Source organism: Klebsiella indica (assembly GCF_005860775.1).
Lineage (GTDB): Bacteria > Pseudomonadota > Gammaproteobacteria > Enterobacterales > Enterobacteriaceae > Klebsiella > Klebsiella indica.
This window is the reverse complement of record NZ_VCHQ01000015.1, coordinates 129,036-154,564: the sequence shown is the minus strand read 5'-3', so window position 1 is coordinate 154,564 and position 25,529 is coordinate 129,036. Positions and strand designations below refer to the sequence as shown.

At 53.3% G+C, this 25,529-nt stretch carries 24 protein-coding genes; 9 read left to right on the top strand and 15 right to left on the bottom strand.

All coding sequences use genetic code 11. The features are described from left to right. Positions 1-112 precede the first annotated feature (112 nt). Positions 113-1,039, bottom strand: a complete 927-nt coding sequence (locus tag FE839_RS12445; protein WP_138361114.1) for a LysR family transcriptional regulator — start codon at positions 1,037-1,039, stop codon at positions 113-115. Positions 1,040-1,128: 89 nt separating this feature from the next. Between FE839_RS12445 and FE839_RS12440 the strand changes: the two genes are divergently transcribed. Then, positions 1,129-2,127: a bile acid:sodium symporter family protein gene (locus tag FE839_RS12440; protein WP_138361113.1), complete on the top strand. Its 999-nt coding sequence runs from the start codon at positions 1,129-1,131 to the stop codon at positions 2,125-2,127. Here the strand turns inward: FE839_RS12440 and FE839_RS12435 are convergent. The 3 genes from FE839_RS12435 to zipA all read right to left on the bottom strand — a co-directional run bounded on the left by FE839_RS12435 (position 2,124) and on the right by zipA (position 5,450). After that, positions 2,124-2,342, bottom strand: a complete 219-nt coding sequence (locus tag FE839_RS12435; RefSeq protein WP_138361112.1) for a DUF3820 family protein — start codon at positions 2,340-2,342, stop codon at positions 2,124-2,126. The genes FE839_RS12440 and FE839_RS12435 overlap by 4 nt on opposite strands. Continuing rightward, the gene (ligA, locus tag FE839_RS12430; protein ID WP_138361111.1) at positions 2,335-4,359 is read right to left on the bottom strand and encodes an NAD-dependent DNA ligase LigA; all 2,025 of its coding nucleotides are present in this window, start codon (positions 4,357-4,359) and stop codon (positions 2,335-2,337) included. Before ligA ends, FE839_RS12435 begins: the two co-directional genes overlap by 8 nt. A gap of 74 nt (positions 4,360-4,433) precedes the next feature. After that, entirely contained in the window at positions 4,434-5,450 is a 1,017-nt protein-coding gene (gene zipA, locus FE839_RS12425; protein ID WP_171034870.1) for a cell division protein ZipA, read from the bottom strand. Between the two features lie 231 nt (positions 5,451-5,681). Here zipA and cysZ point away from each other — a divergent pair, with 231 nt between their 5' ends. The 5 genes from cysZ (at position 5,682) to crr (ending at position 10,535) form a co-directional block, all read left to right on the top strand. Next, on the top strand, positions 5,682-6,443 hold the full coding sequence (gene cysZ / locus FE839_RS12420; protein ID WP_138361110.1) for a sulfate transporter CysZ: 762 nt from the start codon (positions 5,682-5,684) through the stop codon (positions 6,441-6,443). 160 nt (positions 6,444-6,603) lie between these two features. Next, a complete protein-coding gene (cysK, locus tag FE839_RS12415) occupies positions 6,604-7,575 on the top strand; it encodes a cysteine synthase A (RefSeq protein WP_138361109.1) in 972 nt (323 codons plus the stop codon). Between the two features lie 380 nt (positions 7,576-7,955). Continuing rightward, positions 7,956-8,213: a phosphocarrier protein Hpr gene (ptsH, locus tag FE839_RS12410; protein ID WP_002913505.1), complete on the top strand. Its 258-nt coding sequence runs from the start codon at positions 7,956-7,958 to the stop codon at positions 8,211-8,213. A gap of 44 nt (positions 8,214-8,257) precedes the next feature. Continuing rightward, entirely contained in the window at positions 8,258-9,985 is a 1,728-nt protein-coding gene (gene ptsI, locus FE839_RS12405) for a phosphoenolpyruvate-protein phosphotransferase PtsI (protein WP_138361108.1), read from the top strand. Between the two features lie 40 nt (positions 9,986-10,025). Next, positions 10,026-10,535, top strand: a complete 510-nt coding sequence (gene crr / locus FE839_RS12400) for a PTS glucose transporter subunit IIA (protein ID WP_101978383.1) — start codon at positions 10,026-10,028, stop codon at positions 10,533-10,535. A gap of 59 nt (positions 10,536-10,594) precedes the next feature. Here crr and pdxK read toward each other — a convergent pair whose 3' ends face one another. Further along, entirely contained in the window at positions 10,595-11,482 is an 888-nt protein-coding gene (gene pdxK, locus FE839_RS12395) for a pyridoxine/pyridoxal/pyridoxamine kinase (protein WP_138361107.1), read from the bottom strand. An 82-nt stretch (positions 11,483-11,564) separates the two neighbouring features. Between pdxK and ptsJ the strand changes: the two genes are divergently transcribed. Continuing rightward, complete coding sequence (gene ptsJ / locus FE839_RS12390) at positions 11,565-12,866, top strand: MocR-like B6 salvage transcription factor PtsJ (protein ID WP_138361106.1); 1,302 nt, start codon at positions 11,565-11,567, stop codon at positions 12,864-12,866. Positions 12,867-12,998: 132 nt separating this feature from the next. Here the strand turns inward: ptsJ and cysM are convergent, their stop codons facing one another. The 9 genes from cysM to FE839_RS12345 all read right to left on the bottom strand — a co-directional run bounded on the left by cysM (position 12,999) and on the right by FE839_RS12345 (position 20,670). Then, on the bottom strand, positions 12,999-13,910 hold the full coding sequence (gene cysM, locus FE839_RS12385) for a cysteine synthase CysM (RefSeq protein ID WP_138361105.1): 912 nt from the start codon (positions 13,908-13,910) through the stop codon (positions 12,999-13,001). A 112-nt stretch (positions 13,911-14,022) separates the two neighbouring features. Further along, the gene (gene cysA / locus FE839_RS12380; RefSeq protein ID WP_138361104.1) at positions 14,023-15,117 is read right to left on the bottom strand and encodes a sulfate/thiosulfate ABC transporter ATP-binding protein CysA; all 1,095 of its coding nucleotides are present in this window, start codon (positions 15,115-15,117) and stop codon (positions 14,023-14,025) included. After that, the gene (gene cysW, locus FE839_RS12375; RefSeq protein ID WP_138361103.1) at positions 15,107-15,982 is read right to left on the bottom strand and encodes a sulfate/thiosulfate ABC transporter permease CysW; all 876 of its coding nucleotides are present in this window, start codon (positions 15,980-15,982) and stop codon (positions 15,107-15,109) included. The genes cysA and cysW overlap by 11 nt, the downstream gene beginning before the upstream one ends. Further along, positions 15,982-16,815 carry a sulfate/thiosulfate ABC transporter permease CysT gene (cysT, locus tag FE839_RS12370; protein ID WP_138361102.1) on the bottom strand — a complete coding sequence of 278 codons (834 nt, stop codon included), beginning with the start codon at positions 16,813-16,815 and terminating at the stop codon, positions 15,982-15,984. Before cysT ends, cysW begins: the two co-directional genes overlap by 1 nt. Further along, a complete protein-coding gene (locus tag FE839_RS12365; RefSeq protein WP_138361101.1) occupies positions 16,815-17,831 on the bottom strand; it encodes a sulfate ABC transporter substrate-binding protein in 1,017 nt (338 codons plus the stop codon). Before FE839_RS12365 ends, cysT begins: the two co-directional genes overlap by 1 nt. A gap of 346 nt (positions 17,832-18,177) precedes the next feature. Beyond that, positions 18,178-19,077, bottom strand: coding sequence for a Dyp-type peroxidase (locus FE839_RS12360; RefSeq protein WP_138361100.1), 900 nt, complete (start codon positions 19,075-19,077; stop codon positions 18,178-18,180). Positions 19,078-19,171: 94 nt separating this feature from the next. Continuing rightward, positions 19,172-19,747 carry an RpoE-regulated lipoprotein gene (locus FE839_RS12355; protein WP_138361099.1) on the bottom strand — a complete coding sequence of 192 codons (576 nt, stop codon included), beginning with the start codon at positions 19,745-19,747 and terminating at the stop codon, positions 19,172-19,174. Between the two features lie 61 nt (positions 19,748-19,808). Continuing rightward, positions 19,809-20,258 carry a DUF2919 domain-containing protein gene (locus tag FE839_RS12350; RefSeq protein WP_138361098.1) on the bottom strand — a complete coding sequence of 150 codons (450 nt, stop codon included), beginning with the start codon at positions 20,256-20,258 and terminating at the stop codon, positions 19,809-19,811. Next, positions 20,245-20,670, bottom strand: coding sequence for a GNAT family acetyltransferase (locus FE839_RS12345; protein ID WP_138361097.1), 426 nt, complete (start codon positions 20,668-20,670; stop codon positions 20,245-20,247). Before FE839_RS12345 ends, FE839_RS12350 begins: the two co-directional genes overlap by 14 nt. A 211-nt stretch (positions 20,671-20,881) precedes the next feature. On the opposite strand from FE839_RS12345, the gene amiA reads away from it, so the two are divergent. Continuing rightward, positions 20,882-21,754: an N-acetylmuramoyl-L-alanine amidase AmiA gene (amiA, locus tag FE839_RS12340; protein ID WP_138361096.1), complete on the top strand. Its 873-nt coding sequence runs from the start codon at positions 20,882-20,884 to the stop codon at positions 21,752-21,754. Beyond that, positions 21,754-22,653: an oxygen-dependent coproporphyrinogen oxidase gene (gene hemF, locus FE839_RS12335; protein ID WP_138361095.1), complete on the top strand. Its 900-nt coding sequence runs from the start codon at positions 21,754-21,756 to the stop codon at positions 22,651-22,653. Before amiA ends, hemF begins: the two co-directional genes overlap by 1 nt. Before the next feature lie 411 nt (positions 22,654-23,064). Here hemF and maeB read toward each other — a convergent pair whose 3' ends face one another. Further along, on the bottom strand, positions 23,065-25,344 hold the full coding sequence (gene maeB / locus FE839_RS12330; RefSeq protein ID WP_138361094.1) for an NADP-dependent oxaloacetate-decarboxylating malate dehydrogenase: 2,280 nt from the start codon (positions 25,342-25,344) through the stop codon (positions 23,065-23,067). Positions 25,345-25,529 lie beyond the last annotated feature (185 nt).

Below are 25,529 nucleotides of genomic sequence, written 5' to 3'. Positions count from 1 at the left end.
AATGTCCTTAAAAACTGAAAAATTGATCTGGCACCAGATTGTTATAACGATGCTACGCAATCGATTACCAATACAGTTTTCCAGGACGTTCAATACCTAAAAGCTATTGATTTTATATCTGATACAAGGGGTCATGCTCGCGCAACGCGGTTAATTGGCCGGCCTGATGTCGGACCACCTCCCACAACGCTTCTGCCGCGGTAGATAACGAGCGATTTTTACGTCGTGCCAGCATCAGTTGCCGCTCAACCACCGGCGTAAGCCGTTTCACCTGTAACTGACTGCCTTGCGGAAGCGGCAGAGCTAACGCTGGCAATATGCTGATACCTATCCCCGACTCAACCATGGGAAACAGCGTTGCCGGGTGGCCAATCTCCTGCACAATATTTGCCTCAACCGAAAATCGCGCAAGCGCGGTATCAATAAGCGGACGGCTACCTGATGCATAATCCTGTAACACCAGTCGCTGATGCTGTAGCGCCTGCCAGCTCACCGAGTCACGAGAAGAAAAAGAGTGATCCCGACGGCAAAGCAACAAGAAAGGCTCCGCGAGAACCGTCTCACACTGTAGATCAGTGACAGCGCCGGGATCGATCACAATGCCAAAATCCACCTCGCCCTGACGAATGCTCTCCAGCACCCACTGCTGAGGGCGATCGTGCAGAACGAAATCGATCTCCGGATAATACTGATTACTATAGGCAATGCACTGCGGGATCAGATGCGCAGAAATGGTCTGACTGGCCGCAACCCGGACGGTTCCCGTCAGTTGCTGTCCGACACGGCCCGCTTCGCGCAACGTACTGTTCAGTTCATCTAGCAGACGTTCAAGCCTGACGGCCAGTTGCTGACCGGCCTCCGTGAGTACCACTTCCCGGGTCGTTCGATCGAGCAAACGCACGCCGGTGCGATGCTCCAGGTCTTTAACACTATGGCTGACCGCCGACTGACTGAGACCGATATTCTCCCCCGCCCGACTAAAGCTTTTAGCGCGTGCGACGGCCACAAACACTCTTAATTGACGTAGCGAGTAATTCATTTCTTTTTTTCATGAATAGATGCAATAAATCAATTTTATTTCTCAAACTAAAGAAAGCACAATAGCGGCATCGATTTTCAGGAGCGTTTATGAAATTTTTCCGCATTATTGATCCATTCACTCTCACGTTAGTCACCGTGGTCCTGCTGGCCTCCTTTTTCCCTGCCCGCGGTGGGTTTGTTCCCTTCTTCGAGCATTTGACCACCGCCGCCATTGCCCTGTTATTTTTTATGCATGGTGCGAAACTCTCTCGTGAGGCGATTGTTGCCGGAGGAAGCCACTGGCGCCTGCATCTCTGGGTAATATGCAGCACGTTTATCGTATTCCCTGTGCTCGGCGTACTGTTCGCAAAGTGGGCCCCCATCAACGTTGATCCGGCGCTGTACACCGGTTTTATTTATCTGTGTATTCTGCCCGCGACCGTCCAGTCGGCGATTGCGTTTACTTCGCTGGCTGGCGGTAACGTCGCGGCTGCCGTGTGCTCGGCTTCGGCCTCAAGCCTGCTGGGGATTTTTATTTCGCCCTTGCTGGTCGGTCTGTTGATGAATCTGCACGGCGCAGGCGGAAGTCTGGAGCAGGTCGGAAAAATTATGCTACAACTGCTTCTGCCGTTTGTGCTGGGGCATCTTTCTCGTCCCTGGATTGGCGACTGGGTGGCAAAACATAAAAAGTGGATCTCAAAAACCGACCAGACGTCCATTCTGCTGGTTGTTTATTCGGCCTTCAGCGAAGCGGTCGTTAACGGTATCTGGCATAAAGTCGGTATCGGATCGCTGCTGTTTATCGTCATTGTATGCCTGGTACTTCTGGCCATTGTGATTACGATTAACGTCGTTGTCGCGCGTAAATGCGGCTTCAATAAGGCGGATGAAATTACCATTGTGTTCTGCGGGTCGAAAAAGAGCCTGGCAAACGGGATCCCGATGGCCAATATTCTCTTCCCGACCTCAATACTGGGGATAATGGTGCTGCCGCTGATGATCTTCCATCAGATTCAGTTAATGGTGTGCGCCGTTCTGGCGAGGCGCTATAAACGCCAGAACGAAGCATTACAGGCACAGGAAAAGACCCGCGCCTCCGAGGCTTAACGAGGACGCTTCAGGGGCTGAACCAGGTCGGTCAGCCCCTCCGTTTTAATCAGCAACGTCAACGCCATCAGCTCGCCAAGATGCCCGGCGGGAAATTGATCTTTACGGGCAAACCACAGCAAATACTCTTCCGGCACATCAATTAAACGACGTCCTTTGTATTTACCAAACGGCATTTCCGTGTTGGCAATCTCAATAAGCCGGGCTTTATCCACGCGATTCTCCAAGCAGGCGCAGCATTTCGGCTTCATCAATCACCGTAATCCCCAGTTCCTGCGCTTTGACCAGTTTAGACCCCGCGGCTTCCCCGGCGATGACCAGATCAGTTTTCTTCGACACGCTGCCCGCGACCTTCGCGCCCAACGCAACGAGCTGCGCTTTCGCATCGTCCCGCGACAGCTGGCTCAGACTGCCCGTCAGAACCACCGTTTTACCGGCAAATGGGCTATCAATCTCTTCGGCGTTGACCACGACAGGCGCGGGCCAGCGGACGCCTTCTTTACGCAATTGCGCAATAACGTCACGGTTGCTCTCTTCAGCAAAGAAATTACGCACATGCGTAGCGACAACAATCCCCACATCGGGCACTTTTTGCAGGTCGTCAATGGAAGCCTGTTCCAGTGCCTCAATGGTGGCGAAATGCGCGGCTAAACTTGCTGCCGTGGCCTCCCCAACTTCACGGATACCTAGCGCATAAAGAAAACGGGCAAACGTGGTTTCTTTGGATTTTTCCAGTGCGTCCACGACATTTTGCGCGGATTTCGGCCCCATGCGATCCAGCCCGGTGAGTTTACCCGGCGTCAACCGGAAAAGATCGGCCGGCGTATGCACGTACTCTTTCTCAACCAGTTGATCGATGATCTTATCGCCCATACCATCGACATCTAACGCACGACGAGAGACAAAATGCTTGAGAGACTCTTTACGCTGCGCGCCACAGATCAGACCGCCTGTACAGCGAGTAACGGCTTCACCCTCAACGCGCTCAACATCGGAGTGGCACACCGGGCAATGGGTGGGAAATACAATCTCGCGCGTCCCTTCCGGGCGTTCCGAGAGAACCACATTGACCACCTGGGGGATAACATCCCCGGCCCGGCGAATAACCACCTTGTCACCAATTCGTAGCCCCAGACGTTCGATTTCGTCCGCATTATGCAGCGTCGCATTGCTGACTAACACCCCGGCGACATGGACCGGCTCCAGACGCGCAACGGGCGTAATGGCGCCGGTACGCCCAACCTGAAACTCAACATCGCGTACGAAGGTCATCTGTTCTTGCGCCGGAAACTTAAACGCCACCGCCCAACGCGGCGCGCGGGCCACAAAGCCCAACTGTTCCTGCAATTCCAGTGAATCAACTTTGATAACCACGCCATCAATATCAAACCCCAGACTCGGCCGATCTTCTTCCACTTTGCGATAGTAAGTAAGCACGTCTTCTGGCGTGTGACAGAGCGTTACGCGATCGCTGACCGGCAATCCCCAGGCTTTAAATTGCTGTAAACGCGCTGAATGGCTCTCCGGCAACACGCCGCCTTCCAGCACACCCACGCCATAGCAAAAGAATGTAAGTGGTCGCTTCGCCGTAATGCGCGGATCGAGCTGACGTAAAGAACCGGCAGCCGCGTTACGTGGGTTAGCGAACACTTTCCCGCCGGTTCGGCGAGCCTCTTCATTGATTTTTTCGAATCCAGCCTGAGGGAGAAAAACTTCACCGCGAACTTCCAGCCGCTGTGGGATATTGTCGCCTCTCAGCTTCAGCGGGATAGCGCGAATAGTACGCACGTTGGACGTAATGTCCTCCCCGGTTGTTCCGTCGCCGCGAGTCGCCGCCTGTACCAGTATGCCGTTTTCATACAGAATACTGACGGCCAGGCCATCCAGTTTTAGCTCACAGCAATAGACAAGATCGTCGGTGTTTTTCAGGCGATCCTGAACGCGCTTATTAAACGCGAGGAAGCTCTCTTCATCAAAAACGTTATCCAGCGACAGCATCGGGACTTCATGACGAATCTGGCTAAATGAGGCCAGCGGTTCGGCGCCGACGCGCTGGGTTGGCGAGTCCGGCGTAATCAGTTCAGGATGTTGCGCTTCCAGCTCACGCAGCTCACGCATTAAGCGGTCATATTCAGCATCAGGAATTTCCGGTGCATCCATGACGTGGTACAGATATTCATGATGGCGAAGCGTGGTTCGCAGTTCAGTCAGTTTTTGTTCATTCGATTCCATATCACACCATCAATGATAAAAAACCCCCGACGGGCGGGGGTTCAGGCTCAGCAGACGAAACGCAGGAAGATGAATCAGGCGTTAGCCTCTTTCACTTCACGGATGCGGTCCTGGTATTCACGCAGTTTTTGCGGCGTCATCATGCGACGCTGATCATCCAGCACCACGCCGCCGACTTCATCAGCGATGTATTGGGCGGACTGTAGCATCAGTTTAAAGTTTTGCAGTTCATCGCCAAAGGACGGAACCTGCATAAAGATCGTCACCCCGGGGGTTAGCATATCCGCCATACTATCCGGATTAAAAGTCCCTGGTTTGACCATATTCGCGAGACTAAACAGAACCTGCCCGCTGCCATCCGGGCTTAAATGACGATGGAAAATGTCCATATCACCAAATGTAAAGCCAGCCTGCTGGATGCTGTTGAGCAACAGCTCGCCATTAAGCTGCGAACCATGATGCGCGGCGACGTTCATCACAATCACCGTCTCCTTGCGCTCTTTTGGCTTTGGCGCCGCCGGCGGTGGTTCAGGCGCCTGCGGTTCAGGCGCGGGTTGCGACGGAGGTGCGGCCACCGGCTGGGCAGCAGATTGTTGCGCCGACTGTGGCCGGGGCACAGGTTGTTGTACCGGCTGCGGTTGTTGTACCGGCTGAGGTTGCGTCACCGACTGCGGCTGCTGAACCGGCGCCTGAGTATGAACAACTGGCTGGTGATGTGGCTGCGGCGGATGCGGCTGCTGCGGTGCGCGAACAGGCTCTTCCTGGCGCACTGGCTGCGGTTGCGCCTGACGCTCATAGGGAGGCTGATACTGGTGCTGCCGCGGCTGACGGGGTGCTTCATGCTCCCCATGAGCGCTATTCGGCGCATGATTGGCTCGATGAACCCGAACTTCACCTACACCTTCAATATCATCATCATCAAAGTCATCGCCTTCCAGCGCTTCTTCGTCGCGAGACTTCATACGTTTAAGTGGACGATCGCGAAACATCGAGGAGCGCTCTTTACGGCTGGTCCAGAAACCGTGTACCAGTAAAGCGATTATAGCGATCGCGCCAACAATGATTAATATCAGACGCAAATCCTGCATCATTATATTCTCTGTTGTTCTAACACCTTGCCACCACGGCAAACATTTACTCACTAAGAGTATTTGGCGATTACACCAAGTGCAAGTGCGTCAGGAACTTTCACTACATAAAGATGAACTAAATCGTGCTTTTTGCTGTTTTTTCGAACATTTCCTAACTGGTTATTATCCGTTAACCCGATAAAATAGCCCGGCATTCAGCCCGGATGTTAAAAAAAGGAGCATTACCTGACTATGGTTTCATCATCCGTAACGGCCCCACGTAGTGGCGTTTACTATTTCTCACAAGGCTGGAAACTAATCAGGTTGCCGGGGATCCGTCAATACGTGTTCCTCCCTTTACTCGTCAATATTGTTCTGATGGGCGGCGCATTCTGGTGGTTGTTCAATCGTCTGGGTCATTGGATCCCTTCGCTGATGAACCATGTGCCAGACTGGCTGCACTGGCTCAACTATCTGTTATGGCCAATCGCGGTCATTTCAATCCTGCTGGTTTTTGGCTACTTTTTCTCCACGATTGCCAACTGGATTGCCGCACCCTTCAGCGGCCTGCTGGCCGAACAGCTTGAAGCCCGCCTCACCGGCGCAACACCTCCGGATGTGGGGGTTTTCGGCATAATGAAAGACGTGCCGCGTATTATGAAACGGGAATGGCAAAAATTCGCCTGGTATCTGCCACGCGCGATCGTACTGTTACTCCTCTACTTCATTCCCGGCATCGGCCAGACTGTTGCCCCGGTATTGTGGTTCCTGTTCAGCGCATGGATGCTGGCCATTCAGTACTGCGATTACCCGTTTGATAACCATAAAGTGCCGTTTAAAACCATGCGTGAAGCGCTGCGTACCCGCAAAGTGACCAATATGCAATTTGGCGCCTTAACCAGCTTGTTTACCATGATCCCGGTATTAAATCTGGTCATCCTGCCGGTAGCCATTTGCGGCGCAACGGCTATGTGGGTCGATTGCTATCGCGACAAACACGCCATGTGGAAGTAACACTGTCTTTATTCGGAGCGGCTTATACCGCTCCTTATTACTTCTGGCTTGCCATTATTTCTCTTCCGAATATAGATATGCTAAATCCTTACTTCCGCATATTCTTTAAGCGGGTATGCTGAAGCTGTACTCCCAAATTTCATACAGTTAAGGACGGGCCATGAGTAAGATTTTTGAAGACAACTCCCTGACTATCGGTCATACGCCGCTGGTACGACTGAACCGCATCGGTAACGGGCGCATTCTGGCAAAAGTAGAATCTCGTAACCCAAGCTTTAGCGTTAAATGCCGCATCGGTGCCAATATGATTTGGGATGCCGAAAAACGCGGCGTGCTGAAACCTGGCATTGAGCTGGTCGAGCCGACCAGCGGTAACACCGGTATCGCCCTGGCCTATGTCGCTGCCGCGCGCGGTTATAAGCTCACGCTGACGATGCCGGAAACCATGAGCATCGAACGTCGCAAGTTGCTGAAAGCGCTGGGCGCCAATCTGGTTCTGACCGAAGGCGCGAAAGGCATGAAAGGCGCCATCCAGAAAGCCGAAGAGATCGTCGCCAGCAATCCGGAAAAATACCTCCTGCTTCAGCAGTTCAGCAATCCGGCAAACCCGGAAATTCATGAAAAAACCACCGGCCCGGAAATCTGGGAAGATACTGACGGCCAGGTCGATGTATTCATCTCCGGTGTCGGCACGGGCGGTACGCTGACCGGCGTAAGCCGTTATATCAAAGGCACGAAAGGCAAAAAAAATCTGATTACCGTTGCAGTTGAACCGACCGATTCTCCGGTTATCACCCAGGCGCTGGCCGGTGAAGAACTGAAACCTGGGCCACATAAAATTCAGGGTATCGGTGCCGGCTTTATCCCGGGCAACCTGGATTTGAAGCTGGTTGATAAAGTGGTTACGATTACCAACGAAGAGGCGATTTCCACCGCACGTCGCCTGATGGAAGAAGAAGGTATTCTGGCCGGCATCTCCTCTGGCGCTGCCGTTGCCGCGGCACTGAAGCTACAGGAAGATGAATCCTTTACCAATAAGAATATTGTGGTTATCCTACCTTCCTCAGGTGAACGTTATTTAAGCACCGCATTGTTTGCCGATCTTTTCACTGAGAAAGAACTGCAACAGTAATGCCAGCTTGTTAATATTGTGTAAAAAAGCACCTTTTCAGGTGCTTTTTTGTGGCACAGGTCAAACTTTTACCCCTCCTGGCATTGATTCACTTCGTTGGGTCTGGTATTTAACCAGCACATTTATTTTGATGCGCGAAATTATTCCGATTTGGATTTCCGTAGGCTGAATCGATTTTATGATTTGGTTCAAGTCTTCCTTTAGCGGCATAATGTTTAATGACATGTAGATGTCAACGGCCTGAAGGTTTCCACAGCAATACTCTGCTCCTGGTGCCTGAGCCGGACATGTGATGCCGGCGCTAACGATACAGGCTAAAGTTTAGCCGTTAAGCTAAACTTTAGGTCCACAACACTAAACCTATAAGTTGGGGAAATATAATGTTCCAGCAAGAAGTTACTATTACCGCTCCGAACGGTCTGCACACCCGCCCTGCCGCTCAGTTTGTTAAAGAAGCTAAAGGCTTCACTTCTGAGATCACTGTAACCTCCAACGGCAAAAGCGCCAGCGCCAAAAGCTTGTTCAAACTGCAGACTCTGGGTCTGACTCAGGGGACTGTTGTGACTCTCTCTGCCGAAGGCGAAGATGAGCAAAAAGCCGTTGAGCATCTGGTAAAACTGATGGCTGAGCTCGAATAAGTTCACGGGTTCTTTTTAATATCAGTCACAAGTAAGGTAGGGTTATGATTTCAGGCATTTTAGCATCCCCGGGTATCGCTTTCGGCAAGGCGCTTCTGCTGAAAGAAGATGAAATTGTCATCGACCGGAAAAAAATTTCTGCCGATAAGGTTGATCAGGAAGTTGAACGTTTTCTGAGTGGCCGCGCCAGAGCCTCCGCCCAGCTGGAGGCTATCAAAACCAAAGCTGGTGAAACTTTCGGTGAAGAAAAAGAAGCCATCTTCGAAGGGCACATCATGCTGCTGGAAGATGAGGAGCTGGAGCAGGAAATCATAGCCCTGATTAAAGATAAGAACATGACGGCTGACGCAGCTGCGCATGAAGTTATCGAAGGTCAGGCTTCTGCACTGGAAGAGCTGGATGATGAATACCTGAAAGAGCGTGCGGCTGACGTACGTGATATCGGTAAGCGCCTGTTGCGCAATATTCTTGGTCTGGCGATCATTGATTTGAGCGCGATTCAGGACGAAGTGATCCTGGTTGCCGCCGATCTTACGCCGTCAGAAACCGCACAGCTAAACCTGGACAAAGTGCTGGGTTTTATCACTGATGCAGGCGGTCGTACTTCCCACACCTCCATCATGGCGCGTTCCCTTGAACTGCCAGCCATCGTGGGCACTGGTAACGTGACAGCGCAGGTGAAAAACGGCGACTATCTGATCCTCGACGCGGTGAATAATCAGGTTCTGGTTAACCCAGACAACGAAAAAATCGAAGAGCTGCGCAATCTGCAGTCTCAGGTCGCGGAAGAAAAAGCAGAGCTCGCTAAGCTGAAAGACCTGCCGGCGATTACCCTTGACGGCCATCAGGTTGAAGTCTGCGCCAACATCGGTACCGTTCGTGACGTCGAAGGCGCGGAGCGTAACGGCGCGGAAGGCGTGGGTTTGTATCGTACCGAATTCCTGTTCATGGATCGCGATTCGCTGCCAACGGAAGAAGAACAGTTTTCCGCTTACAAAGCGGTTGCCGAAGCGTGCGGCTCACAGGCCGTTATCGTTCGCACCATGGACATCGGCGGCGACAAAGAGCTGCCGTACATGAATTTCCCGAAAGAAGAGAACCCGTTCCTCGGCTGGCGCGCCGTGCGTATCGCAATGGATCGCAAAGAGATTCTGCGCGATCAGGTGCGCGCAATTCTGCGAGCCTCTGCTTTCGGTAAACTGCGCATCATGTTCCCGATGATCATCTCTGTTGAAGAAGTGCGCGCACTGAAAAAAGAGATTGAGTCCTACAAACAGGAACTGCGCGGCGAAGGTAAAGCTTTTGATGAAGCAATTGAAATTGGCGTCATGGTAGAAACCCCTGCCGCGGCGACCATTGCTCATCACTTAGCCAAAGAAGTTGATTTCTTTAGTATCGGTACCAATGATTTAACGCAGTATACTCTGGCGGTTGACCGTGGTAATGATATGATTTCACATCTTTACCAGCCAATGTCGCCGTCTGTACTGACGCTGATTAAGCAAGTTATTGATGCTTCTCATGCTGAAGGCAAATGGACTGGCATGTGCGGTGAGCTTGCGGGCGATGAACGTGCTACACTTCTGTTGCTGGGGATGGGGCTGGACGAGTTCTCTATGAGCGCCATTTCTATCCCGCGCATTAAGAAGATTATCCGTAACACGAACTTCGAAGATGCGAAGGTATTAGCAGAGCAAGCTCTTGCTCAACCGACAACGGACGAGTTAATGACGCTGGTTAACAAGTTCATTGAAGAAAAAACAATCTGCTAATCCACGAGATGCGGCCCAAATTACTGCTTAGGAGAAGATCATGGGTTTGTTCGATAAATTGAAATCTCTGGTTTCTGATGACAAAAAAGACACCGGAACTATTGAGATTGTTGCTCCGCTCTCTGGCGAGATCGTCAACATCGAAGACGTGCCGGATGTCGTTTTTGCGGAAAAAATTGTGGGTGATGGCATTGCAATCAAACCTACTGGCAACAAAATGGTTGCTCCGGTAGATGGCACCATCGGTAAAATTTTTGAAACTAACCATGCGTTCTCAATCGAATCTGATAGCGGCATTGAACTGTTCGTTCACTTTGGTATTGATACCGTTGAACTGAAAGGTGAAGGTTTCAAACGCATTGCTGAAGAAGGCCAGCGAGTGAAAGTCGGCGATACAGTTATCGAATTCGATCTGCCGCTGCTGGAAGAAAAAGCCAAATCAACGCTGACCCCGGTTGTTATCTCCAACATGGACGAGATCAAAGAGCTGATCAAACTGTCCGGTAGCGTGACCGTCGGTGAAACCCCGGTTATCCGCATTAAGAAGTAATTCTTATTGCAGAAAAATGGCGCCTTCAAGGGCGCCATTTTTTATCACACTCTGTTTTCTCACGCCACGGTATCGCCATTTTCTGTATCCTTCCCCTGCGGAGGAAGAATAAGTTCATCACAACCTTGTTCCTCGGTCCAGGTCATTACCGCCAGTACCCGTCGCGCAGCGGTATGAACCGCATCATGCAATGAGACCCCGCAAACCAGACCGCTCACCAGCTCTGCACAGAACAGGTCACCAGTTCCTTTCAGGTCGGTTTCCACCCGTGGATGCGCCACCACCTCAACCGCTTCAGCGCTGACCACCATCACGTTGATTGTCGAGCTGTCCATTCCCGGCGCGCTGGTAATCACCACCCATTTCAGTGACTCGGATAACAGGCTCCGGGCGGCAACAACCGCTTCCTGTTGATTCGCGCAAGGAAGGCCGCTCAGCATCTCCAGCTCAAACAGGTTTGGCGTAATCCCCTGCGCCAGGGGCAGTAAATGGCTGCGATAGGCTTCCGGGATCTCAGCCTTCACGTAGATACCGCTATCCACATCGCCAATGACCGGATCGACCAGAATACATACTTCAGGGTGGCGTTTGCGGATTCGACGTAACCATTGCGCGAGCCGCGCAATCTGTACCGCACTTCCCATATAGCCGGTCGTCACCGCCTTGAGCTCGCGAAGGGCATCACGCTCTTCCAGCGCCTTTAAATAACCGACAAACCACTCTTCCGGGATCACGCCACCATACCAGGTATCATAATGCGGAGTATTGCTGAACAACACGGTCGGTACCGCCACTACCCGCAGCCCATGCTGCTTGATTGCCGGTATTGCGATACTGTTTCCCACACTACCGTAAACGACCTGCGATTGAACGGCCACGATATCAGCCTGTTGCGCCCGGCTTTTATCGCTAAAGAGCACCGATTGTATTTCGTCTTCTTGCTCCATCCTTTTCTCCCCCACTGGACAGCTTGTCATCCCCTGATTATCATTTGTCCTATGCTAAAATTCATTTTGTCATAGGTCAATAATGATTGGCGGGAAAACAGCCAGTGAAATCTTCGACAACATCCGTCACCTTGTACAAAATGGTGAACTCAAACCAGGGGATGTTTTACCGCCAGTGCGCGACCTGGCGATCGACCTGGCGGTCAATCGCAACACCGTCGCTGCCGCCTATAAGCGACTGGTGACTTCAGGATTGGCTACGGGTCAGGGACGCAATGGTACAGCCATCAAGGCACCGACTCCTCTTCCTGCCCTTGAAGGTGGCGATCCGTCTTCTCCGCTCAAGGATATCTCCAGCGGGAACCCCGACCCTGCCCGCCTGGCGCACATCAAGAACTACTTTGACGCTATCGCAGAGGCGCCGCGTCTGTATGGCGATGCGGCAGTTGAACCACAACTGGCAGCCTGGGCCCGGAACTGGATGAACAACGATCTGGGGATAGACGCCGCGATTAATCTTACCAACGGCGCTATTGATGCGTTTGAACGGTTGCTGTGCGCTCTGCTGCTTCCGGGAGATAGTGTGGCCATCGAAGACCCTTGCTTTCTCAGTAGTATCAATATGCTGCGCTATACCGGCTTTCACCCCTCCCCCGTTCCGGTCGATAGTAAAGGCATGCAGCCAGACGCACTTGAGAAGGCGCTGAGCAACGGCGCCCGGGCGGTGATGATTACCCCCCGGGCGCATAATCCGACCGGCTGTAGCCTCAACGCAACCCGCGCCCGCAAGATACGCCAGATACTCGCCCGTTACCCGCAGGTTCTGGTAATTATTGATGACCATTTCGCGCTGTTATCCGCCACCCCCTGGTACTCACCGCTTCCCCCGGAAACGAAGCGCTGGGCGCTGGTGCGCTCGCTATCGAAAACACTGGGGCCGGACATGCGTCTGGCTATTGTCGCCAGCGATGCTGAGACTTCGGCGACGCTACGCCTTAGGCTCAATTCCGGCAGCCAATGGGTCAGCCATTTATTGCAGGATCTGGTGCTGGCCTGCCTGAACGATGAGATCTTTATGGCATCCCTGGCGACCAGTCGGCGCCACTACCGTCAGCAACATGAAAAACTCATTGCCGCGCTGGTAAAGTGCGGGATCACCCACCTGACGCCAGGGGATGGGCTGAATTTTTGGTTCCCGCTGGAGAAGCCGAGCCAACAGGCGGCACTTCGCCTGGCGCATGCAGGCTGGCGGGTTCGCGAAGGGGAAGCTTTCGGTATTGGCACACCATCCCACGGGCTACGGCTTTCACTTGCAACGCTGAATGATGATGAAATTCACAAACTTGCCAATGATTTATACCAGGTAACAGGCTATATCCCGTAACAGCTCATAATGTCGTCGTTGCGTCCAAACGGGTCACTTGCGTTCAAGCCTGATACACAGAGAACGAATCTGAGGAGCACGAGCCTCCATGCTGACGACGCAGACACCGGTGATACCGCTCAGCCCGACGGCTTAAATCCCCGCGCCCTGGCTGAAATGCTCTTCACCAAAGACGCCGGTAGAAAGGTAGCGATCGCCGCGATCGCAAACGATCGCCACCACCACAGCGCCGGGATTTTCCCGCGCAATACGTAAGGCGCCGGCTACCGCGCCACCTGAGCTCACGCCGCAAAAAATACCTTCCTTCACCGCCAGCATCCGCATGGTGTTTTCTGCATCCCGTTGATGAATATCCAGCACCGCATCCACCAGTTGCGCGTTAAAAATACCCGGCATATATTCAGCAGGCCAGCGGCGGATCCCCGGAATGCTGCTGCCTTCTTCCGGCTGTAACCCGATGATGCTGACCTTTTTATCCTGCTCACGCAGAAAGCGTGAAACACCCGTAATCGTACCGGTGGTGCCCATGCTGGAAACAAAATGCGTAATACGCCCGTAAGTCTGTTGCCAAATTTCCGGCCCGGTGGTGGTGTAGTGCGCGTACGGGTTATCGGGATTATTAAACTGATCGAGCAACTTACCTTCCCCACGCCGGGCCATCTCCAGCGCCAGATCGCGCGCCCCTTCCATCCCCTGCTCTTTGCTGACCAGAATCAGCTCAGCGCCATAGGCGCGCATCGCCGCGCGGCGCTCCTGGCTCATGTTGTCCGGCATCAGCAGTTTCATCTGGTAGCCTTTGAGCGCGGCGATCATCGCCAGCGCAATGCCGGTATTGCCGCTGGTCGCTTCAATCAGCACATCGCCGGGCTTAATCTCTCCGCGTTTTTCCGCTTCGACGATCATCGACAGCGCCGCCCGGTCTTTCACTGACCCGGCAGGGTTATTGCCTTCCAGCTTGACCCAAATTTCACTGCCGTTATCCGGCACCATCCGCTGCAATTTCACCAGAGGCGTATTGCCAATTGTTTGTTCTAATGTGTTCACTTCTCTGTCCAGTAAAAAGCCCGGTGGCGCTTCGCTTACCGGGCCTACGCAGATCATATTGTAGGCCGGGTCAGCGCAGCGCCACCCGGCAAAACTACGTGATATTAACCTATCAGGCTGATTCGGCCAGAGCAAGCTCTTCACGCGGCTCAATGCGCTCATCGCCGTTGTACAAACGGGCGTTCCGCAAGCCGACAAACAGGCGCTCCCCACGATACGGAGCGTCATTATCCTGCAGTACCACGGTTAACGGTTGGTCATACCACCCAAGCGGCTGAACGACGAGTTGGGTATAGTGCCCTTTGGGACTGGCTTCCAGCACCTGTACCGGCAAGGGTGAATCCAGGCTGGTACGGCGGCTGATATCCACTTCCCACGGGCGCAGGAACAGGTCGACCGGCCCCTGGTACGCGGGAGTATAGCCTAACGGCCAGCGATGTGCGCCGACATGAAACTGACCGCCGCGAATTGTGCCCTTCAGGCGATTAACCTCGCCCATAAACTCCAGCACAAAACGGGTGGAAGGTTCACGCCACACCTGCTCCGGCGCATCGGCCTGCTCGATATTCCCCTGACTCATCACCACAACGCGGTCAGCGACTTCCATCGCCTCTTCCTGGTCGTGCGTCACAAATACGCTGGTAAACTTCAACTCTTCATGCAACTGACGCAACCAGCGTCGCAACTCTTTACGTACCTGAGCATCCAGCGCGCCGAAGGGTTCATCCAGCAGCAGAATTTGCGGTTCGACCGCCAGCGCACGCGCTAACGCTACGCGCTGCTTCTGCCCGCCAGAGAGCTGGGCCGGATAGCGATCGGCCAGGTGCGCCAGTTGGACCATTTCCAGCAACTGAGTGACTTTGGCCTTGATTCCGGCTGCATTTGGCCGTTCACGACGCGGCAGCACCGTCAGACCAAAGGCGATATTGTCAAACACCGTCATATGACGAAACAGCGCATAGTGCTGGAACACAAAACCCACTTTACGGTCGCGGGCATGTACCCGGCTGACGTCAGTTCCATGAAAACGAATATGACCGCTGGACTGATTCTCCAGCCCGGCGATGATGCGCAGCAGCGTGGTTTTACCAGAGCCTGACGGCCCCAGTAGCGCAACCATCTGCCCGGAAGGAATATCCAGCGAGATATCATTCAGCACCTGGGTGCGACCAAAAGACTTCTTAATATTGGCAATCTCAATGCTCATGATTTTCCTCCTGTTGCGCGCGTTTTTCCTGATTTTCCAGGCGCCATTGCAACATACTCTTCAAAAACAGGGTAATAATCGCCATCAGCGTCAGCAGCGCGGCGGCGGTAAAGGAGCCGACGGTATTGTAATCCTGCTCCAGTAATTCAATCTGTAATGGCAGTGACAAGGTTTCACCACGAATCGAGCCTGAAACCACCGAAACCGCGCCGAATTCACCGATCGCCCGGGCGTTGGTCAGCACCACACCATAAAGCAGCGCCCAGCGGATATTTGGCAACGTAACCCGACAGAACATCTGCCAGCCTGATGCGCCAAGCAGAATCGCCGCTTCATCTTCATTACTGCCCTGACTCATCATCACCGGCACCAGCTCACGAACCACAAACGGGCAGGTCACGAAAATGCTCGCCAGCACCATACCCGGCCAGGCAAACATGATCTGCAGATTATGCTCGTCAAGCCAGCCGCCAAGCGGACCGTTAGAACCGTAAAACAGCAAATATACCAGCCCCGCCACCACCGGCGAGACGGCAAACGGAATATCCAGCAGCGTCAGCAACAGCTGACGCCCCGGAAAAGTAAAACGCGTCACCAGCCACGCCAGCAATGTGCCAAATACCAGATTTACCGGCACGGTAATTAAGGCGATCATCACCGTCAGCCAGATAGCATTCAGCATGTCCGGGTCGGCAAGGTTTTGCAGCACCGGCATCAGGCCTTTGCTAAAGGCCTGCACGAAGATATAGACCATCGGCACGATCAGAATGAAAGCGGACACCAACATTCCGATACCAATCAGAAACCATTTTCCCCAGTTAATGCGGGGTGCGTCATAGCGCTTCAATTGAGTCACTTCCGCCATTAATGACCTACCACACGTCGACCAAAGCGACTTTGCAGGGTGTTAATCGAGAACAGCAGCAACAACGACGCCGCAAGGATCACCGAGGCAATCGCGCTGGCCGCCGGATAGTCAAACTCCTGCAAACGAACAAAAATCATCAGCGAGGTCACTTCCGTTTTCCACGCGATGTTGCCGGCGATAAAGATCACCGCGCCAAACTCCCCCAGACTACGAGTAAAGGACAGCGCAATACCAGCCAACAGCGCGGGAGAAAGCTCCGGCAGGACGACTTTGCGAAAGCTTTGCCAGCGCGTCGCGCCCAGGGTTTCCGCCGCTTCTTCATACTCCGGCCCGAGCTCTTCCAGTACAGGTTGTACCGTCCGAACCACAAACGGGATACTGGTAAAAGCCATCGCGACCGCGATCCCCAGCCAGGTATAGGTCACTTTGATATCAAACTTCGCCAGCCATTCGCCGTAAAAACCGTTGACCGAAAACAGCGATGCCAGGGTCAGGCCCGCCACCGCTGTCGGTAGCGCAAACGGCAGATCCATCAGCGCATCCAGCAGCGTGCGGCCCGGAAATCGGTAGCGCGTGAGGACCCATGCCATCAGCAGACCAAATACGCCGTTAAAAATCGACGCCGCAAAGGCCGATAGCAAGGTCACTTTATATGCCGCCACAACCTGGGGATTGGTGATCACATCCCAGTATTGGCTCAGGGTCATTTGCGCCAGTTGCATTACCAGCGCGCTCAACGGCAACAGCAGAATCAAGCAAACAAACAGCAGGCTGGTACCAAGACTCAGAGTAAAGCCCGGCAGCACACGCTTTGTCGCAACAGCAAACATTAATTACGCCCCGCAGCCAGCAGTTTGTCCAGTTCACCACCGCTGGCAAAGTGGGTTTTCATCACTTCTGGCCAGGAACCAAACTGGTCTTCCACGCGGAACAGTTTGATCTGCGGGAATTTATCTTTCAGTTTCCCCATGACTTCCGGGTTGTTCACGCGGTAGTAAAAACGGGTAATGATGGCCTGCGCCTGCGGGCTGTAGAGCCAGTTCAGATAGGCTTTAGCCGCTTTTTCAGTCCCGTTGGCCTTCACATTTTTGTCTATCCAGGCCACCGGGAATTCAGCAAGAATATTGGTTTCAGGAATAACGACCTCGAATCCTTGATCCTGGTACTGTTTACGGATGTTATTCACTTCTGATTCAAAGCTAATCAGCACGTCGCCGAGTCCGCGTTCGGCAAAAGTGGTTGTGGCGCCGCGACCGCCGGTATCAAAGACTTCGACATTTTTCAGGAATTGCGTCATGAACTGTTCGGTTTTCGCTTTATCGCCACCGTCCGCTTTATCCGCTGCACCCCACGCAGCTAAATAGGTATAACGCGCGTTACCTGACGTTTTCGGATTCGGAAAAATTAACTTAACGTCGGGACGCACCAGATCATTCCAGCTGTGGATATTTTTCGGATTCCCTTTGCGAACCAGAAATCCCATTGTCGAGTAAAACGGCGAACTGTTATTCGGCAGGCGGCTTTGCCAGTCGGCCGGGATCAGTTTGCCTTTGTCATGCAGAATTTGTACGTCAGTCACCTGGTTATAGGTCACCACATCGGCCTTCAACCCTTGCAGGATCGCCAGCGCCTGTTTTGATGACCCGGCATGAGATTGTTTAATCGTCAGCTTATCGCCGCCGTTATCTTTCGCCCACTGCTGTTCAAACTGCGGGTTAAGGGCGGCAAATAGCTCGCGGGAAACGTCATATGAGCTGTTGAGCAGTTCCGTCGCCTGCGCCTGCGCAACCAACAGCACAGAAGCCGCCAGCGCCAGATATCCTTTTTTCAGTGAATTTATCGCCATTGCGCACCCTTATAAATTTGATGACTTTCTTATAGTCATAATATTTATAACAGGTACGAAAGGAGTAACGGTTTTATATACCGTTTGGCGATTTGGAAGTCGAAAAGAGAATAAGAGAACCGCAACGTTTTTCTGAATCGTGCATCCAGAATCAGGATAGCGTTCTGACAGACGCTGGCAAGCTGGCACAGTACCCGATGGCGGCAAGAGTTCTACGCTTCCGGAATAATACGTTTGCGCATTATGAGAAGGCGGTGATAGCGAGGATATGTGAAGCGCGACGCACTGATACCCTTACCCCGGCCCTCTCTCAGCCTGTGGGGAGAGGGCCAGGATAAGGGGGAATTTACAGCGCCAGCAGCCTGTCCAGCGACGGCGCGAAATAGTACCCGCCAGTGACGGGCTTAGTGAAACGTAACATCGCGTCACGCTTACCATCGGTATCGCCAAACATACTCAGCAGTTGTTGCTCGATGTTGTACAGGCGCGCGCAGTAAGCGCAGAAGTAAAGGCCGTGGGTACCGCTGGCGGTGCCATACGGCAGGCTCTGACGAACAATCTTCAGCCCTTTACCCTCTTCCTTCAGATCCACGCGGCTCAGATGAGAAGTTGCCGGACGCGCATCGCCGTCAATCTCTTCATTGGCTTCTTTGGTGCGGCCAATCATCATTTCCTGATCGGGAATACTCATACGATTAAGCTGGTTAAGATTATGCTCCCAGCGCTGCACCAGAACATAGCTGCCGCCCGCATCCACGCCATCGTTGATTATCGCCACTTCACGGCGCGTCTCTTCGCCAGCCGGGTTTTCCGTACCATCGACAAAGCCGCTCAGATCGCGCTCTTCAATCCAGCGGAAACCATGAACTTCTTCTTTAACGTCCACCACTGCGCCAAACGCCGCCATTGCCGCCTGGGCAACAGAGAAGTTCACCTCATGCTGTGCGGAAAGAATGTGGATCAGCAGATCGTACTGCGTGGACGGGGCCAGCCCCTTGCCGTAGCCCGGGAACGCTTTTAACTCTTCGCCCCCCACGCCGCCGCTCAACTGGCGCCAGATGTTATGGCCGAAAGCCACGACCGCGCCCAGCTTAGCGTCCGGGTATGTTGCCTGAAAGGTCGCTAATTTATCGGCAAAAACCTTACTGCTTTTCCGCAGGGCATCAAGGTCACCTTTGACATTGGCTTCAATCCAAATCGCCGCGCGGCAATGTTCCGGCAAAATGCCACTCTGAACCTGAGACATCGCTCCTCCTGAAATTATACAGCCACCACACGGTGGCCTTTTTAAGGCGCTATTGTACCCGTTTTTTCAGGGAGCCGAATCACTTCAGATCAAATTAGCGGCGCCAGATAATTTCACTCACCTTCCAGTTTTTCAGCGTATCGTCGGCAGGCATTAACGCGTCAGGGCCACTCCAGCTACCGGTAAAAACATAGCTAATATGTTGGCTATCCCTGGCTTTACACTCCACTACGCTGCCGCTGTCGTTATGGCCTTGCTGACAGTTACCAAAAGCTTTGCTGTAGATAGCACTGAACGGCGTACCAATTTTCACCCCACTGGCGGTTGCGATACGGCTATCACGTACGTTAATACGGCTGAGGGTACCGTTGTCGCCATTGATGGTCAGCGCCACTTTGCCATCTTTTAACGCTTCGAAGTAGCGCACAATCCTGCCATTATCCATTTTCATACCGCTGCGCAGATGATAACCGCTACCGATCGCATCACTGATAGCCTGCTCGCTTAGTGGCGTTGCCGCTGTCAGATTACCGACGCCCTGCTCAGTCACTTCCGTCGAAGAACCAAACCAGTTCCACGGATAAGCCGCCGACCAGTTGACCGCGCTCATCGTTGAGCAGCCGGTTAAAGCCAGCGGTAATGCGCAGAGAAGTATACGTAGCGATGTCATGACTCAGTCCTTTCTGATTAATTCAACGCAAGTTGGAGTACGCGATCGGCAAAAAGTGCCGTTAAAGCTGTTCTTCATGGAAACAGGCTTTCAGGCGCCGGTTACTTAACAGCCACCACAACGCATAAAGATCCGCCGCCAGCAGGACGCTGGTCACTGCCGAAGGCGATTCGCCGCCCACCCACAATAGCGGTTGCCAGACCAGCAGCAATAGCTGAGAGATCACCAGAAGCCAACGCATTAATGGCCAGAAGCGGGGAAAGCGCTGACGGTATCCGCTGATAATAAACGCCATAACCGCCGGGATGCCGGGCAGCAATCCCAGCCAAAAGTTATCGTGGTCCGGATAAAACAGATTCAGCAACGCATCCCCCTGCTGACGCGATGCGCCGGCCATCAGAAATAGCACCCATGTTCGGGCCTGCAACAACAGCACGCACCAAAAAAGGAACGGTAAGCGCAGGCGACCGTGGGAATCAAAATCGGCGGGAGTATACTCAATATTCTTCATCTTCAATCAAACGCTTACCGAGGCACAGCACGTCAGAATGCTCATAGCCAAGGCGCTCGTACATCCCCAGAACCATCTCGTTATCTTCGCGCACCATAATGTTAATTTTCGGGCAACCACGCGCGATCAGCTTTTTTTCCAGCCGATTCAACAGGGCATTAGCAATACCGCGACCACGGTATTCAGGGTGAACGCCAAGATAATAAGCAGATCCGCGATGACCGTCATAGCCGCCCATCACCGTACCAACCACCTCACCATTAACCTCGGCAACCAGAAACAGGCTGGCATCGTGGTTCAGCTTACGTTCAATATCCATTTCCGGATCGTTCCACGGCCGCAGAAGATCGCAACGCTCCCACAGGGTTATCACCTCTTCAAAATCTTGCTGGCGAAAAACGCGTATCTCCATGGTATTGCCCACCATTGACGGTTAAAAACTGAGATTATGGCGCGATTGCGCCGGATAGCCAATATCAGGCGCAATGCGTCTCAAAAAATGGCATAATGTGACTTTGTCATGTATTGAAATGAAAAGTAAAACAATTCTTATTTGGAATGGTCGTAACGGAAAACACGATACGATATAACATTGATTACCACTTGTTTGCAATTCAGGCCGAATGAGCACTTTTAAACCATTAAAAATACTTGCTTCGCGCCGCCAGGTACTGAAAGCCGGGCTGGCAGCAATCACGCTTTCAGGGATCGCCTCTCCGGCCAGCGCGAAAGAACAGCCATTGAAGACAGCCAATGGTCACAGCAAACCCGCCGCGAAGAAAAAGGGCGCTAAACGTATCGTCATGCTCGATCCCGGCCATGGCGGCATTGATACCGGCGCTATTGGTCATAACGGTTCAGAAGAGAAACACGTTGTTCTGGCGATCGCGAAAAACGTGCGCAGCATTTTACGCAGCAACGGTATTGACGCGCGGCTTACGCGAACTGACGATACCTTTATCCCGCTATATGACCGCGTAGAGATCGCCCATAAGCATGGCGCCGATCTTTTCATGTCGATTCACGCCGACGGTTTTACCAATCCGAGCGCGGCAGGAGCCTCTGTTTTCGCCCTGTCCAACCGTGGAGCCAGTAGCGCGATGGCGAAGTATCTCTCCGATCGGGAAAACCGCGCCGACGAAGTCGCGGGCAAAAAAACGACAGACAGGGACCACCTTCTGCAGCAGGTACTGTTCGATCTGGTCCAGACTGACACCATCAAAAACAGCCTGACGCTCGGTTCGTATGTTCTGAAAAAAATTAAGCCGGTGCATAAGTTGCACAGCCGTAATACCGAGCAGGCGGCGTTCGTGGTGCTAAAATCGCCCTCGATCCCTTCCGTGCTGGTAGAAACGTCGTTTATTACCAATCCGAACGAAGAAAAGCTGTTAGGGACCACCGCGTTCCGCCACAAAATCGCCACGGCAATTGCTAACGGCATTATGAGTTATTTCCACTGGTTCGATAACCAGAAAGCCCATTCGAAGAGACGTTAATGAAACCCGACGCCCATCAGGTCAAAGCCTTCCTGCTTCAGTTGCAGGACGTCATCTGCCAGAAGCTAAGTACGACCGACGGAAGCAATTTTGTTGAAGATAACTGGCAGCGGGAAGCTGGCGGCGGTGGACGCAGTCGGGTACTGCGCGATGGCGGTATCTTTGAACAGGCAGGCGTTAACTTTTCGCACGTACACGGCGATGCGATGCCGGCGTCCGCTACCGCTCATCGACCTGAGCTGGCGGGTCGCAGCTTCGAAGCGATGGGCGTGTCGCTGGTGGTGCATCCGCTCAATCCCTATATTCCCACCAGCCATGCCAACGTGCGTTTTTTTATCGCCGAGAAACCCGGCGCGGAGCCGGTCTGGTGGTTTGGCGGCGGGTTCGATTTAACGCCATATTATGGTTTTGAGGAAGACGCCGTTCACTGGCACCGCACGGCGCGGGATTTGTGCCAGCCTTTCGGCGAAGCGGTTTATCCGCGTTATAAAAAATGGTGCGACGACTACTTCTTTCTCAAACACCGTAATGAACAGCGCGGCATCGGCGGGATCTTCTTCGATGATCTGAATACGCCAGATTTCGACAGTTGCTTCCGTTTTATGCAGGCGGTAGGAAAAGGCTATACCGACGCGTATCTGCCGATTGTCGGGCAGCGCAAGGAAATGCTCTGGGGTCAACGTGAGCGTGATTTTCAACTCTACCGCCGCGGACGCTACGTCGAGTTCAATCTGGTATGGGACCGCGGCACCCTGTTTGGCCTGCAAACCGGCGGGCGCACAGAGTCGATTCTGATGTCGATGCCGCCGCTGGTGCGCTGGGAATATGACTGGCGGCCAGAAGAAGGCAGCCCGGAAGCGGCGCTGAGCGAATTTATTCAGGTGCGCGACTGGGTGTGAACCCGTATGGGTGACATTTATCTGGCCTGCACGACTCGTCTTGTAGATACGGTTATGACTCAGAATGTTGCAAAGTGAGTTCTTCTGAAATCGCCCGGGCCGCTTCCCTGGCCGGGCCGACAATAGATGCATAACTTGATCATATTGTTGGCTTCACGGCGCGGGAAGAGCGTCAGCCACCACCCGACTATACCCTAAATTATTCGAGTTGCAGGAAGGCGGCGACGCAGTGAATCCCCAGGAGCGTACTCCAGTACGTGACTGGGGTAGCCTACGCACATGCAACTTGAAGTATGACGGGTATAAAACACCAGTACGGTATCTGAACCGGTTTATTATCAGTCTCCGGCTATTTTTTTGTCGATAAAAAAGCGCGGGAGAATTCCCGCGCCTGAATGAATTAAATAGAGATTACAACGGCTGTGTTTGCGCTTCCACGACCGCCAGCGCCACCATATTAACAATACGACGAACAGAAGCGATCGGTGTTAATACGTGAACCGGTTTGGCTACGCCCATTAACACCGGTCCAACCGTCACACCTTCGGAACTGGAGACCCGTAGTAAGTTGTAACTAATACGCGCAGCCTCCATATTCGGCATCACCAGAATATTGGCAGAGCCTTTCAGCGGACTGTCCGGCATCCGGTCATTACGAATGCTTTCCACCAGCGCGGCATCGCCGTGCATTTCCCCGTCAATCATCAGATCGGGCGCGCGGGTTTTGATCAGTTCCAGCGCTGCACGCATTTTGCCGGACGATGGGCATCTGGACGAACCGAAGTTAGAGTGCGACAGAAGCGCCACTTTCGGCTCAATCCCGAAGCGACGCACAGTTTCCGCCGCCATCACGGTGATTTCCGCCAGTTCTTCCGGTGTCGGATCGTCATTGACGTAGGTGTCGGCAATAAAAGTGTTGCCGCTTGGCAGCAGCAATGCGTTCATCGCGCCCGCCGCATGGGTGCCTTCACGGTAGCCAAACACCTCTTTTACCACGCTGAAATGCTCATGGTAATCACCGATAGTGCCGCAAATCATGGCATCCGCTTCACCACGATGCACCATGATCGCGCCGATCACCGTGGTGTTGCTGATAACCGCTCTCTGCGCCTGCTCCTGCGTGATGCCGCGACGCTTCATAATCTGGTAATACTCGTTCCAGTACTCTTTAAAGCGCGGATCGGATTCATTGTTGACGATCTCAAAGTCAATGCCTGATTTGATCTGCAGCCCCAGCTTCTGGATGCGCATTTCGATCACTCCCGGACGACCAATCAGGATCGGTTTCGCCAGCCCCAGAGTGACCAGCTCCTGGGTTGCGTGCAGCACCCGGCTATCTTCCCCTTCCGCCAGCACCACGCGCTTCGGCGCTTTGCGCGCCTGCGAGAAAATCGGTTTCATAAACAGATTGGTTTTGTAAACAAACTCGGTCAGCTTATCGATATAAGCGTCAAAGTCGGCAATCGGACGCTTCGCCACGCCGGAATCCATCGCCGCTTTCGCCACCGCAGGGGCGATCTTGACAATCAGACGCGGATCGAACGGTTTCGGAATAATGTACTCCGGGCCGAAGCTCAGATCCTGATCGCCATAGGCGGAGGCCACCACTTCGCTCTGTTCGGCATGGGCCAGTTCGGCAATGGCGCGAACAGCTGCCAGCTTCATCTCTTCGTTGATCGCGGTTGCGCCAACGTCCAGCGCCCCACGGAAGATGAACGGGAAACACAGCACGTTGTTAACCTGGTTCGGGTAATCAGAACGACCGGTACAGATAATGGCGTCGGCACGCACTTCCTTCGCCAGCGGCGGCAGAATTTCCGGCTCCGGATTGGCCAGCGCCAGAATCATTGGCGCACGAGCCATTTTTTTCACCATCTCCTGCGTCAGCACCCGCGGCCCGGAACAACCAAGGAAAATATCCGCCCCGTCAATCACATCATCCAGCGTGCGCTTACCGCTATCTTCCACCGCATAGGCCGCTTTGGTTTCCACCATATTCGCCTCGCGGCCTTTGTAGATCACGCCTTTCGAGTCGCAGACCACGATGTTGTGTTTCTGCATCCCCAGCGCCACCAGCAGGTTCATACAGGCAATCGCCGCCGCGCCCGCGCCGGAGACCACCATCCGCACGTCAGAGATATTTTTTTCCACCACCCGCAGGCCGTTAAGAATAGCGGCGGTGCTGATAATCGCGGTTCCATGTTGATCGTCATGGAAGACCGGAATATTCATGCGTTCGCGTAGCTTGCGCTCAATGTAGAAGCATTCCGGCGCTTTAATATCTTCGAGGTTAATCCCGCCAAACGTCGGCTCCAGCGCCGCGACAACATTGATAAATTTGTCCGGGTCCAGTTCATCAACCTCAATATCGAAAACATCAATACCGGCGAATTTCTTAAACAAAACACCTTTCCCTTCCATCACCGGTTTACCGGCCAGGGCGCCGATATGGCCCAACCCCAGCACTGCCGTACCATTAGAGACCACCGCCACAAGGTTGCCACGCGCGGTATATTTATAGGCCGCCAGCGGGTCTTTCTCGATTTCAAGACAGGGTGCAGCGACGCCCGGCGAGTAGGCCAGCGCCAAATCGCGCTGGGTCGCAAGGGGCTTGGTCGGGGAAACCTGGATTTTTCCGGGAACCGGGAATTCATGGAAATCAAGGGCGCTTTGTTTTAACTGCTCATCCATTTTATCGTTCCTTTCACGTATCGATCGTAGGGAGGGTGAAACGTAATAGCGTACCTGGTGTTCACCCTAAAGGGTGACCCAGTATCTCGCCTGACGGCGTCGCAAACTTTGAACACCGCCAAACTCTCGCCATAACAACGTTATATTTGTTATAGATTTATAATGTGTATGTAACTTGCCCTTGA

What these genes read in the sequence shown, in the direction of transcription:
- FE839_RS12445 (WP_138361114.1), bottom strand. Translation starts at nt 1,039, where the DNA reads ATGAATTACTCGCTACGTCAATTAAGAGTGTTTGTGGCCGTCGCACGC.
- FE839_RS12440 (WP_138361113.1), top strand. Translation starts at nt 1,129, where the DNA reads ATGAAATTTTTCCGCATTATTGATCCATTCACTCTCACGTTAGTCACC.
- ligA (WP_138361111.1), bottom strand. Translation starts at nt 4,359, where the DNA reads ATGGAATCGAATGAACAAAAACTGACTGAACTGCGAACCACGCTTCGC.
- zipA (WP_171034870.1), bottom strand. Translation starts at nt 5,450, where the DNA reads ATGATGCAGGATTTGCGTCTGATATTAATCATTGTTGGCGCGATCGCT.
- cysZ (WP_138361110.1), top strand. Translation starts at nt 5,682, where the DNA reads ATGGTTTCATCATCCGTAACGGCCCCACGTAGTGGCGTTTACTATTTC.
- cysK (WP_138361109.1), top strand. Translation starts at nt 6,604, where the DNA reads ATGAGTAAGATTTTTGAAGACAACTCCCTGACTATCGGTCATACGCCG.
- ptsH (WP_002913505.1), top strand. Translation starts at nt 7,956, where the DNA reads ATGTTCCAGCAAGAAGTTACTATTACCGCTCCGAACGGTCTGCACACC.
- ptsI (WP_138361108.1), top strand. Translation starts at nt 8,258, where the DNA reads ATGATTTCAGGCATTTTAGCATCCCCGGGTATCGCTTTCGGCAAGGCG.
- crr (WP_101978383.1), top strand. Translation starts at nt 10,026, where the DNA reads ATGGGTTTGTTCGATAAATTGAAATCTCTGGTTTCTGATGACAAAAAA.
- pdxK (WP_138361107.1), bottom strand. Translation starts at nt 11,482, where the DNA reads ATGGAGCAAGAAGACGAAATACAATCGGTGCTCTTTAGCGATAAAAGC.
- ptsJ (WP_138361106.1), top strand. Translation starts at nt 11,565, where the DNA reads ATGATTGGCGGGAAAACAGCCAGTGAAATCTTCGACAACATCCGTCAC.
- cysA (WP_138361104.1), bottom strand. Translation starts at nt 15,117, where the DNA reads ATGAGCATTGAGATTGCCAATATTAAGAAGTCTTTTGGTCGCACCCAG.
- cysW (WP_138361103.1), bottom strand. Translation starts at nt 15,982, where the DNA reads ATGGCGGAAGTGACTCAATTGAAGCGCTATGACGCACCCCGCATTAAC.
- cysT (WP_138361102.1), bottom strand. Translation starts at nt 16,815, where the DNA reads ATGTTTGCTGTTGCGACAAAGCGTGTGCTGCCGGGCTTTACTCTGAGT.
- FE839_RS12365 (WP_138361101.1), bottom strand. Translation starts at nt 17,831, where the DNA reads ATGGCGATAAATTCACTGAAAAAAGGATATCTGGCGCTGGCGGCTTCT.
- FE839_RS12360 (WP_138361100.1), bottom strand. Translation starts at nt 19,077, where the DNA reads ATGTCTCAGGTTCAGAGTGGCATTTTGCCGGAACATTGCCGCGCGGCG.
- FE839_RS12355 (WP_138361099.1), bottom strand. Translation starts at nt 19,747, where the DNA reads ATGACATCGCTACGTATACTTCTCTGCGCATTACCGCTGGCTTTAACC.
- FE839_RS12350 (WP_138361098.1), bottom strand. Translation starts at nt 20,258, where the DNA reads ATGAAGAATATTGAGTATACTCCCGCCGATTTTGATTCCCACGGTCGC.
- FE839_RS12345 (WP_138361097.1), bottom strand. Translation starts at nt 20,670, where the DNA reads ATGGAGATACGCGTTTTTCGCCAGCAAGATTTTGAAGAGGTGATAACC.
- amiA (WP_138361096.1), top strand. Translation starts at nt 20,882, where the DNA reads ATGAGCACTTTTAAACCATTAAAAATACTTGCTTCGCGCCGCCAGGTA.
- hemF (WP_138361095.1), top strand. Translation starts at nt 21,754, where the DNA reads ATGAAACCCGACGCCCATCAGGTCAAAGCCTTCCTGCTTCAGTTGCAG.
- maeB (WP_138361094.1), bottom strand. Translation starts at nt 25,344, where the DNA reads ATGGATGAGCAGTTAAAACAAAGCGCCCTTGATTTCCATGAATTCCCG.